General features: G+C 48.7%; 10 protein-coding genes. 1 reads left to right on the forward strand and 9 read right to left on the reverse strand.

The window, feature by feature from the left end:
* Positions 1–65 precede the first annotated feature (65 nt).
* From pgsA to Q0E49_RS04260, 9 genes are all read right to left on the reverse strand, one after another.
* Complete coding sequence (pgsA, locus tag Q0E49_RS04220) at positions 66–653, reverse strand: CDP-diacylglycerol--glycerol-3-phosphate 3-phosphatidyltransferase (protein ID WP_295746707.1); 588 nt, start codon at positions 651–653, stop codon at positions 66–68.
* 11 nt (positions 654–664) lie between these two features.
* The gene (locus Q0E49_RS04225) at positions 665–1789 is read right to left on the reverse strand and encodes a RodZ domain-containing protein (RefSeq protein WP_295746708.1); all 1125 of its coding nucleotides are present in this window, start codon (positions 1787–1789) and stop codon (positions 665–667) included.
* A 164-nt stretch (positions 1790–1953) separates the two neighbouring features.
* A complete protein-coding gene (locus Q0E49_RS04230; RefSeq protein ID WP_295746709.1) occupies positions 1954–3225 on the reverse strand; it encodes a pitrilysin family protein in 1272 nt (423 codons plus the stop codon).
* On the reverse strand, positions 3218–4474 hold the full coding sequence (locus tag Q0E49_RS04235) for a pitrilysin family protein (RefSeq protein ID WP_295746710.1): 1257 nt from the start codon (positions 4472–4474) through the stop codon (positions 3218–3220). The genes Q0E49_RS04230 and Q0E49_RS04235 overlap by 8 nt, the downstream gene beginning before the upstream one ends.
* Positions 4475–4642: 168 nt before the next feature.
* Complete coding sequence (gene mreD / locus Q0E49_RS04240; protein ID WP_295746711.1) at positions 4643–5182, reverse strand: rod shape-determining protein MreD; 540 nt, start codon at positions 5180–5182, stop codon at positions 4643–4645.
* Between the two features lie 5 nt (positions 5183–5187).
* Entirely contained in the window at positions 5188–6045 is an 858-nt protein-coding gene (gene mreC, locus Q0E49_RS04245; RefSeq protein ID WP_295746712.1) for a rod shape-determining protein MreC, read from the reverse strand.
* 117 nt (positions 6046–6162) lie between these two features.
* Complete coding sequence (locus tag Q0E49_RS04250) at positions 6163–7167, reverse strand: rod shape-determining protein (RefSeq protein WP_295746713.1); 1005 nt, start codon at positions 7165–7167, stop codon at positions 6163–6165.
* Positions 7168–7320: 153 nt separating this feature from the next.
* A complete protein-coding gene (locus tag Q0E49_RS04255; protein WP_295746714.1) occupies positions 7321–7947 on the reverse strand; it encodes a JAB domain-containing protein in 627 nt (208 codons plus the stop codon).
* A 50-nt stretch (positions 7948–7997) separates the two neighbouring features.
* On the reverse strand, positions 7998–9314 hold the full coding sequence (locus tag Q0E49_RS04260; RefSeq protein ID WP_295746717.1) for a folylpolyglutamate synthase/dihydrofolate synthase family protein: 1317 nt from the start codon (positions 9312–9314) through the stop codon (positions 7998–8000).
* A gap of 365 nt (positions 9315–9679) precedes the next feature.
* Here Q0E49_RS04260 and nhaC point away from each other — a divergent pair, with 365 nt between their 5' ends.
* Positions 9680–11056 (forward strand): Na+/H+ antiporter NhaC, encoded by a 1377-nt coding sequence (gene nhaC, locus Q0E49_RS04265; RefSeq protein ID WP_295746715.1) that lies wholly within the window; start codon positions 9680–9682, stop codon positions 11054–11056.
* Positions 11057–11160 lie beyond the last annotated feature (104 nt).

An 11160-nucleotide genomic window follows, 5' to 3' on the forward strand; every position in this document is an offset into this window, starting at 1 on the left:
CAAGAAACTCCCGGGCTAACGGGAAAGCTGTCAATCCACTCCCCGTCAATCAATGATGAAACTGTTTATTTAAATCCATCGCTAAAAACATCACGTCCCTGGTAGAAGTAGTCGATTCCAGAGTAAACCGTGAAAAACAGACAAATGTAAAGCATGATCTCGCCAAAAGGAATGTGAACCAGCGCAAAGAAGGCGTTGTGGAGCAGCAAGAAAATAATCGCGATAAATTGTGTCGTGGTTTTAATCTTGCCGGGCATCTTTGCCGCCAATACAATCCCGTCTTGCTCAACAAGCAAGAGCCGCAGGCCAGTGACTGCTAATTCCCGCCAGAGAATAATAGCGGTGACCCAGGCCGGTACCGTCCCATCAGCAGTTAAGACCACGAAAGCCGTCATTACTAATAGCTTGTCGGCTAGCGGGTCGGCAAACTTCCCAAAATTAGTTACCAGGTGCTGACTACGGGCAATACGGCCATCCAGGTTATCGGTAATCGTGGCGGCAATAAAGAGAATGGTTGCGATTAACCGGGCAACGGTAACCGTGGCCCCACCAAATGAAACTGTCCCCCACGCCGCTAATGGCAAAACCATTAAACAAAGGAAAAATGGAATAATGATTAGCCGTACAACGGTGAGCTTATTAGGTAAATTCACTGTCCTGCCTCCTACTGTTGATTACCCTGCTGACGATTGGCGGTCACCGTTTGTTGGTTACCGTTAGTTGGTCGCGTGGTTGTTTGCTGTTGGTTGTTATTGTTATTATTCGTCGTTGTCCGACTCGCCGGCTGGCTGGTATTACCATTGTTAGACGTCCTGGTTGACGGACTTGGAGACTGCCGATTAGTCGTAGCCGTCCTGTTGCTACTTGCCGACGACTGGTGAGCATTACCAAAATTAATCGTTACTGTCCGTGTTGACGGGTAGCGGCCATTAGCGGTAATGTTAATCTTTTTGCCACCAATCTTAACAGTAGTCTGAGAAGCGTTGCCCAACCGGATGACAACACTCGATGCTGTCTTGGCAATCACAATGTTATCCTTGTCGCCAGCATTCATCGTCTTCCCTAAACGCTGGGTCCCGTCAACGGTGACACTATTCCACGCCCGGGCGTTGGTACTAATCTGTAACTGCGTACTCTTCTTCAGTGACTTGGCGCTATAAACCACGCCACTAGCATTCCGGGAAGTCTCAGTCAGTTTGATTGCCGCACTAGTCTTCTTGGTCTTCTTAGACGACGATGAGGCCTTCTTTTTGGCCTTGTGACTAGACTCACCGGAAACGGAAACCCGCGAGCGGTCAATCTTTGTCGAATTGTCATGGTGCTGAACAATTGCCATTACCCAAATGACCAGCAGGATGGCTAAGACAATCACCGCAATGATGATCGTTGGCAGGTACTTACGACGGGCATTTTCCATCTTCTCAGCCGTCCGGTGGTGGCTACTCCGCGTTTCAACAGCCTGAGTAATGTGTTTAGAATACTCATCCGTCTTCGTTTCTGGCAGTTCATCTTCGTAATCTTTGAGTAACTCGTTGCCATCCAGCCCGACAGTATCAGCGTACTGCTTAACAAAGGCCCGCACGTAAAAGTCCCCCGGCAGAGCCTTGAAGTTTTGGTCTTCAATCGCAATTAAATAACGTTTTTGAATTTTGGTGATCTGCTGGAGATCATCTAAGGTATAGCCCTTTTGCTCCCGAGCCGCACGCAGCTTTTTGCCGATATTGGCATGCCGTTTGCCGCTATCTTTTTGAGGCTGTTCATCAATTTGTGGTTGTTTCTTTTCACTCATGGTTAATTCCCCATTTTATTCTGAAATCGTTAATCAATAGTATATCATACGCAATAGCCCCGAGCCGCTATTGACCTCAGTCAACACCCTCGCCCGTGACACTGATCACGACTTGATATTTTAACACTATTGCCAATAACATGCTTGTCACTTTAATAATCAAGTTAATCCACCGGTAAAATTTGGCAAGTAGTCCACTGTTCTGGTTTAATCAGTGAATCAATCACCAGCTGCAAGTCATCAATGGTTAATGAGCGAAGGACCGCCACTTCGTCCGTGATTAACCAGGCGCCATTCGCCGTTTCGGCAAAGCGGTTGGCCACTGCCTCCGGTGAATCCATCATGCCAATTAGCCGTCCCAGCAGTGACCGTTTGACGGTTTCAAATTGTCCAGCGGCTAATGCTACTTGGCGCTCACTATCACGCAAAAGATGATCGATCTCACTGATGAACCGGTCAGGATCATCAGTCACTGTCCCCAAACAAGCATAGTCAAACTGGTTGGCAACCTCAGACTCATAGCCAAACGAATCATCGATAATTCCGGCATTATATAAACGCAGAAAATTATCAGACGACTCGTCAAATATCAGGGAGAAAAATAATTCGCCCGCTAACTGGTATTTCAACCGGTCTGCTGCTGGCCAGTCGTGCTGACCCCGCAAGCCAATCATCACCCGTGGTCGCTGCACAGCCATTTTCATCTGCCAGTTGGAAACGACCTGGCCAGCTGAGTTAATAATCATGGATGTTGGTCGCTGGTAATGGGCGGAAAAAGTCTTCCCCTCCTGATTATCCTGAATCCACGTCGACACTTCCCGGGGGTCAAAGCCACCGACTACCAGCAAGGTCATATTTGCTGGCTGATAGAAGTTGTCGTAGAGTACTTGAAGGTCTTGCACGCGGATCTGCTGAATCGAAGTGATGGAACCGGCTATGTCGGCTGCCAATGGCGTGTGCGGATACAAGCTAGCCACCATGGCGTCATATAGCCTCATCCCCGGCTGATCATCGTACATCTTGATCTCTTCGCCAATTATTCCCCGTTCCTTGTCAACCTTTTTCTGGGTGAAATAAGGTTGTTGAACAAAGTTAAGCAGCGTCTCCAGGCACTCCTTTAGCCGCCCCGTCGTCGAAAATAAGTAGGAAGTTTCGCACAAGTCGGTAAAGGCGTTGGAATCAGCACCCAAACGGCCAAAGAGTTCAAAGGCATCATAGTCTTTCTTCTCAAAAAGCTTGTGTTCTAAGTAGTGGGCCGTCCCGGCTGGTACCGTCATTAGGCCGTGGTTGGTTGGCTGAAAACGGGTATCGACGGAACCGACGTTAACGTTAATCATTGCATAGGTTTGATGAAAGCCGGGCATTGGTAACAGCTTAACTGTCAACCCATTGGCTAACTGGTAGTCAACTACTTTGGATTGGTACAAGTTACTCATCAACATCACCACCTAGATAATAAACTGCCTGCAATCTCAACTGCTTTGCCACTGCGACTACGTCTTCCCTATTGACCTTGGCGACCGCCTGAGGCACGTCAAACAATTCTGGGTGCCCGCTCAGCTCGTTGACCAACCGATGTTCAATAATGTTCAACGAGTTATCTAGGCCCACCTGGTAACTGGTAATCAGTGACTGCTTAACCTCTTCCAACTGCTCACTGGTAAACTTACCATCCTGCAACTGCTGAATCTGCTGGTCGATGAGGGCCCTGACACGGTGGTAATTGTTTGCAGAAATCCCCGTTTCCACAACAACGTGACCGCTGAAAGCCCGAAGCTGACTATCCGCATAATAAGCGAGGCTCTCTTTTTCCCGGACATTTAAGAATAGTTTGGAATAAGGTGTACCGCCTAACAGACCATTCATGACCAGGCCCGGATAATAACCGGGATCGCGATAGTAGATTGGTAAGTGGTAGGCCAAATCCAGCTTTGCCTGTTCAACATGGTCACGGTCTAGTTGCTGCCGTAGTCGGTGGTGAAATGGCTGATGGTAATCCGCCATTACCGTCAGTGGTTGCCGATCTCGGAAGGGCCACTTTGCAAAGGCCTGCCGGACTTTTTTGGCGTCCACCTCGCCCAGCACAAAGATATCGACCTGATCTTCATCCCGTAATGAACGATACGTTGACAACAAGTTGGTCCCATTTAATGGTTCCAAATCCCGACTATTACCATAGCTGGGATAATACATCGGGCTGGTCTGGTCATAAAATAATTGGGCTAACCGCTGGTAGGCAACAAACTGCTTATCATCATGAATTGCTGCCAGTGACCCCGCCAAGCTCTTTTTTTGGACGTCGACAGTGGCGGCATCAAACCCTTGCTGACCCATCAATGGTTGAAAGATCATCTCTCGTAAAAGGTTAATCACTGGCATCAACAGGGGCAGCCGTGCCAGCTGATCATTAACCACCTGGGCCCTCATCCGCAGCGTGTGAATTTGACCAACCCGCGCTACATTGGCGCTAATAACCGCTCCAAACAGGGCATCCAGTCGCCGGGCCAGTAATGTTTGGGTGGGGTACTTTTGACAACTAGTTTCTAAAACGTTAGCTAATAAGTGACGCGCAGTCGCATTACTAGTCGTTTGCAGCGTCGAAAAGTTAATCACAATGTTCGTCAACCGAAATTGTGATGACGGAATAATGTGTAGTTTTACACCCTTGGCAAGCTGATAATCCATAACGCACGCTCCTTTTCAATCCTTGACCATCATAACGTTGCTCCATGCCAATAACAACCCTGTGCCCTTCCCCCAAACAAAAAGATAAAGTCCCCAGCGTGTTGTCCACGCCAGGGACTTTATAACTACCACTCAAACAACATTAAAGGTTTCAGGTTATTGTCACTGTTACGAACGTCGCCGTTTGCTTAATGCCCAGTGGTACAACCGGCTGACTGGCCAGAAAAAGATCACAAAATAGATCAAGTTGAGCGCCAGGGTTGGTGCAAGGTTATCGACCAGGAAAACACCAAACCCTTGGTGGATAACACCGATAATCCGGTAGGCCAGATAATTTAACAGCTCAAATACTACCAGATCAATGAAGAAAATCAGGATCATATTTAAGAAGTTCCGGTCTAATAGGCGGTCAATGGCCCGTGTTAACAGGATAATCAGCGGGTAAAGAAAGATAAATAGCCCCAAAATCCCCGAATAGTAGAGGTCCACCACGGCGCCAGCGAGGACAGCAAACCACACCAGCGGAATCTGGATGTTTTCTTCAAAAAAATAGGATAACACCAGCCAGAGCATTACCAGCTGACTGCTCATTGAGTAAGGATAAGAAAACATCAGCGGCGCAAAAATTTTACTAAAGCTCCCATCCAAAAAGAGAGCAATAAATAGTCCTAGTGGGAAGACATATTTCAAACGCGAAAGTCTGTACATGGTCACTACTCCCCGCTATCTAACTCGGCCACCGTAACGATGTTGATATCGTTGAAATTAGTGGCCGGCTTGATGTACAACTTTTGACTTAACCCATAATCATCCTTACCAACACCGGCAACTTTGCCAACGTAGAGCCCTTTGGGGGTAATGCCACCCATTCCACTGGTAGTAACTTTACTCCCCTTTTTCACCTTCGCCTTAGTTGTTACTTGGCCCATCTCCAACAGGTTAGCTGATGAATCGTAACCAGTAATCACCCCGTTGACCATCTTGCCATTTTCGCCCTCGATACTAATGGCGAAGCGATTAGCCGATTCACTAGTGTCACTAAGGAGTTCAACCTTAGAGTTAGTTTTATTAACTTCTGCCACCCGGCCAATCAGCCCAGCGCCAGACATTACCGGCATATTCTTCTTCACACCACTGGTCTGACCTTTATTAATAACTAACTGCTGCTGCCAAGTTGAAGGTGTTCTAGCCATTACTGCGGCAGTGATTGTCCGATAATCGGTCAGGGAATGATTTAACTTGAGTTCACGCTTCAATTGGCGGTTTTCTTTGGCCAGCGTCTGATCTCTGACCTTGGTTTGTGCTAGTTCGTTCACCTGTTGCTTAAGTTCCCGGTTTTCCTGGTAGGTGTTAACCAGTTCTGACACAGAATCCATTCCACCCTGCACTGCATTGGCCGGATAGGCAACAACTGCATCAGCAAACCCAACCACGTCGTTACCAAATTGCTGAATTAACGGTGGCGTATTGCGACGGTTCCGCAACGCCACGGAACCGGCCATTAACCCGAAACAGACTATCAGGATGACGACGATAATCACCAGTCGGCGATTCGAAAAAAACTTGTGCATCCCTTTCCCTCCAACTTAAAAACTTCAGATATTGAAACGGGGCTGGACAAAACAAAGCGTTTTGCAACCAGCCCCGCCCATCATTACCGGCGAACTGAACAAATTGCCCGGTTCAACCTACTTTTTCTTCATCACGTCAATGCTCTTGAGTGATTCACCAGTCCCAATTGCCACACAATCAAGCGGGTCATTAGCGATAAAGACTGGCACCTTCGTGGCATCAGCAATGACTTCCGGCAGGTGTTTCAACAAAGCTCCACCACCGGTCAGCACAATCCCGTGGTCAATCACGTCGGCCGCAATTTCCGGCGACGTTTCTTCCAGCGTTCCCTTGATGGCCGCAATAATTTGTTCAACGACATCCTGCAATGCTTTGGATACGTCGACCGCGGAAACTTCGATTGTCTTTGGTAAACCAGTTACCAAGTCGCGTCCACGAACTTCCGTTGTTCCCATTTCATTCGCGGCTTCGGGCGAAGCAGAACCAATGTCCCATTTTAACTTTTCGGCAGTCCGTTCACCAATTAACAGGTTTTTCTCGTTGCGGACAAATTGGGCGATGGCATCATTCATCTTATCACCGGCCATTCGAATAGAACGGCTTGAGACAATCCCACCAAGAGAAATTGTGGCCACGTCAGTCGTGCCACCACCAATATCAACAACCATGCTACCAGTCGGGTCCATTACCGGAAGACCGGCACCGATAGCAGCAGCGAATGGTTCCTCAATGACATAGGCGTCACGGGCCCCGGCTACCCGGGTCGCATCGATGACAGCCCGCTTTTCCACTTCGGTAATTCCAGTAGGGACGCAGACCATTACGTAAGGCTTACCAGCGTTCTTACCCAGCGCCTTATTCATGTAATACTGCATCATCGCAACCGTGGTATCGTAATCAGCGATCACCCCGTCCTTCATTGGTCGAATTGCGGTAATGCTGGCAGGCGTCCGCCCGATCATGTCCCGCGCTTCTTCACCAACGGCGATCACTTCGTTGGTCTTAGTGTTGCGGGCAACCACGGACGGCTCGCGCAGCACAATTCCCTTACCTTCGATGTAAACAATTGTATTGGCAGTACCGAGGTCAATGCCAATATTTTTATTTCCCATTCCCAGCAATGTGTTTCTTCCCTTCGTTAACTATTCATGGTTTAGTCATCAGATCAATATCTTTGTCATTATAACATAGGCATTTAGCCAATTAACAGTCATACTATACAACTTTCTGCCGGAAAGCACAGCGTTAATTAACGAAGGTAAGCAAATCTTAAACTATCCCGCGACATCGCCACTATTTTCCACTTCCCGCATCGAGTAGTAGTCACGGTGGCCCGTAATTAGACAGTCGAGTAGTTGCAAGCCGACAATTGAGCAAGCAGTTTCCAAGCGCTTCATTAACTTCAGGTCACAATTTGACGGCGTCGGTTGTCCACTAGGGTGATTATGCACCATCACTAATCCATGAGCACCGTTTTTTAAGGCATAACGTAAAATCTCTTCCGGGTAAACATGGCATTCCGCCTGACCACCCTTAAAAAGGGTCTCCAGGGTAATAATCTCGTTATGAACGTCAGTACAGGCAATGACAACCGTTTCACAAGTTTCGCTGGCCAACCGATCCACCATTGCTTTTCCCAGGGCACTACTTGAATAGGCGGTCCCGTAACTAATGGGCTGACTGGTCAACGCTAATTGGCCAAGCCGCATCGCGGCCAAGAGCGATCCCAACCGTCCTTTTGATTCCATCAGCAATTCACTTTCTGCCTCTAAGCTCAGCCGTTGGAAGTCCCCTGGTGTTGGACAACGCTTGATAAATATTTCCCTTAACTGGTCAGCATTATCAACGTCCTGGAGAGCCGCAGTCAGCAATTGGTAAAACGTGGTCGTTTGTTCGTTCATCAAATAAAACCTCCCTGCCAATTAAGTACGGGAGGTTTACCCGTTTCGGACTAATCCATCATCAAGTGGCGGACATCAGAAATAAAGTACAGTGAGCCGGTAATAATCAACACATCGTCTGCCGAAAGTTGGTGGGCAATCCCTGCAAAGGCTGTTTGCCAATCGGCCACCTCTTGGACCGGATAACGAGTCCGTAGTTGCGCTAAGGTCGCGGTAAGGTCCGCACTGGGCCGCTGCTTGCCTGGACCAGCAAAGCGGGTCGCAGTCAAATGCACGTTGGGCAGGGCAGCCAATTCACCTAGCATGGCTTCATACTGCTTATCTGCCAGGATGGCTACCAGCAGGTAAACATCCCTGTCAGCAAAATCGTCCCGAATCGTCTGGCACAGTGCCTGGATGCCCGGCAAATTATGCGCACCATCCAAAATAACCGTTGGCGATGAATTAACCAACTCCATCCGTCCTGGCCAGTGCGTCGCCGCTAATCCCTGAGCCACCGAACGTTTATCCACGGGTAAGCCCAGCGCGGTCAACGCCAGACGAGCGAGAGTAATGGCCACCCCAGCGTTTCCCACCTGGTAATCTCCAGCCAACGATAAGGTCACTTTGGGAAGTACCAACTCATCACTTTGGTAGCTAATTACTGGAAATAGCGCCCCGTCCTGAAGGCTGTTGACAACAAAGTCAACCCCGGCACACAGTAGCGGCACCTGGTGATCATCGGCTGCTTGCTCCACCACCGCCATTGCCGTTACGGGTAGCTTGCCTACCACCATTGGCCGCCCACTTTTCATTATCCCCGCTTTTTGGCGAGCAATGTCCGCGAGCGTCGGTCCCAGGTATTTCATGTGATCATAGCCGACACTGGTAATTGCCGTCGCTAACGGGTCAGCAATGACGTTTGTCGAATCATAAGTCCCGCCAATGCCCACTTCTAAGATCACCACGTCGGGATGGACTTCAGCAAAGTAGCAGAACATAATGGCAGTATCAATTTCAAATTCAGTGGGGCCACCGCTAGGAAGTTGCTGATCTAATAAATCGACCACCGTGGCCACCCGGGACGTAATCCTAACGAGATCGTCATCGCTAATGGGGCGGCCATCAAGTTCAATGCGCTCGTTGAAACGGGTAATAAAGGGCGAAGTAAATGTCCCGACAGACAGCCCGTGAGCCAGCAAAATTTCTCTCGTCATCGCTACTACAGACCCCTTGCCGTTAGTCCCGGTGACGTGCAGGTAACGGAGTTGGTCCTGGGGATTGCCAAGTTTTTTTAAGAAGACCCGCATTCGCTCCAGTGTCGGAATCTTTTTAAACTTCGTTCGCCCATGGATGAAGGCGAGCGCTTGTTGGTAGTTATTGATTATCGTCATTTCAAAACACCTCAATGGTATTATCGCGGTCCCGTTCCCTGGACTCAAGTTATTTAAAAAATTCTCATTGTTTTTTAATTTTGCTGTTGACGACTAACTGCTTTTACGGTATTATTTCATCAATCAATTTCGTCGAAGTAGTAACGAGCGTTCAGCGTAAGAGAGTCAGCGGCCGGTGAAAGCTGATCAGGCGCCCGCTACGAAATACCGTGACGATCATGTTGATTCGGTTGTGATCGGGCCCGTTATCTTCCGGTAAGAGTTGGCGGTATAGCCGTCAGTCGGGTGGTACCACGGTATTGATCGTCCCGTCAGTCGCATTGCGATTGGCGGTTTTTTTATTGTGAGGAGGAAGGAACATGAAAAAAATTAGTTTTACGGAAGCTGTAATTGTCTTATTGCTGATGCTGGTTATTTTAGGAACATCCGTGATTCACCTCGGCTTAAGTCCGCAGATCCCGGTCTTATTCACAGTCGGTTTAATTGTCTTCTGGGCTAAGATTCGCGGCACCAGTTGGGATGATATTCATGATGGTATCAAAGACGGGATCGCCACAGCAATCATCCCAATCTTTATTTTCCTGCTCATCGGTGCACTGATCGCCGTTTGGATCAAGGCGGGGATTATTCCCAGCATCATGGTTCTTGGTTTTAAACTAATCAGTGGTAGCTTCTTTGTCCCGTCAGTATTCATTGTTTGTTCATTAATCGGGGTGTCCATCGGGAGCGGCTTTACTACGATTTCTACCATTGGGATTGCCCTCTTGGGGATGGGGATTACAATGCACGTCAATGCGGCCCTAGTAGCCGGTGCCATTTTATCGGGAGCCATCTTTGGTGATAAGATGTCGCCACTGTCTGATTCGACTAACTTGGCATCAGCTGTTGCCGGTAGTGACCTGTTTAAGCACATCAAAAATATGATGTGGACAACGATCCCCGCCTGGACGATCTCCCTCATCTTATTTTGGATTCTGGGTGGTCATCACGAGTCACTAGCTGCTAACCACGTGGCGAAAACAGTGGCAGTCTTAACTCATTCCTTCACCATTAGCTGGTGGGCCGCCTTACCGATCGTGCTGATGTTTGTCTGCGCCTGGTTAAAGGTTCCCGCTATCCCGACATTATTCATCAACATTTTTACTGCTGTCGTGATGATCTTTGCTAATCAGCCGCACTACTCACTGAAGGCCCTCGTCAACCTAATTACTAATGGTTTCGTTGCTCATACTAGCGACTCCTCAGTCAATGCCCTCCTCAGCCGTGGTGGCATTTCTAGCATGATGGGAACGGTCAGCCTGATCGTGATGACCCTTTCGCTGGGAGGGTTGCTGATGAAGTTCCACGTTATTCAAACGGCCCTCAACCCATTAATTAAACACCTAATGAACCCTGGCCGCTTAATCACGGCGACGATTTTGTCAGGGATTGGTGTTAACATCTTTATTGGTGAACAATACCTTTCTGTTATCCTTCCCGGCCGGGCCTTTAAAGAACCGTTCTTCAAGTTGGGGCTCGACCCGCTGGCGCTTTCCCGGGTGCTTGAAGACGGGGGCTCGGTAATTAACTACCTCATTCCCTGGGGCGTCGCCGGTTCCTTCGCAGCGGCAACCCTGAGCGTCCCCGTGCTTCACTTCTTACCATTCACCTTCTTTAGCCTCCTTTCACCGCTGTTCTCCATTGCCAGTGGATGGACCGGAATTGGCCTGAAGTGGGCTCACCAGCCAAACAAATAATAAGTAAACAAAAAACCGTCAGCACCCGGCACTATTGCCCGTCAAGTATACAGTTCAAATAGAAAAATAGTTTACGCGGCTTGAGTGCGGAATTTTTCCGCGGT

It is taken from the genome of uncultured Limosilactobacillus sp., assembly GCF_934202235.1.
In the GTDB taxonomy this organism is placed as follows: domain Bacteria; phylum Bacillota; class Bacilli; order Lactobacillales; family Lactobacillaceae; genus Limosilactobacillus.

What these genes read in the sequence shown, in the direction of transcription:
- Q0E49_RS04225 (WP_295746708.1), bottom strand. Translation starts at nt 1,789, where the DNA reads ATGAGTGAAAAGAAACAACCACAAATTGATGAACAGCCTCAAAAAGAT.
- Q0E49_RS04230 (WP_295746709.1), bottom strand. Translation starts at nt 3,225, where the DNA reads ATGAGTAACTTGTACCAATCCAAAGTAGTTGACTACCAGTTAGCCAAT.
- Q0E49_RS04235 (WP_295746710.1), bottom strand. Translation starts at nt 4,474, where the DNA reads ATGGATTATCAGCTTGCCAAGGGTGTAAAACTACACATTATTCCGTCA.
- mreD (WP_295746711.1), bottom strand. Translation starts at nt 5,182, where the DNA reads ATGTACAGACTTTCGCGTTTGAAATATGTCTTCCCACTAGGACTATTT.
- mreC (WP_295746712.1), bottom strand. Translation starts at nt 6,045, where the DNA reads ATGCACAAGTTTTTTTCGAATCGCCGACTGGTGATTATCGTCGTCATC.
- Q0E49_RS04255 (WP_295746714.1), bottom strand. Translation starts at nt 7,947, where the DNA reads ATGAACGAACAAACGACCACGTTTTACCAATTGCTGACTGCGGCTCTC.
- nhaC (WP_295746715.1), top strand. Translation starts at nt 9,680, where the DNA reads ATGAAAAAAATTAGTTTTACGGAAGCTGTAATTGTCTTATTGCTGATG.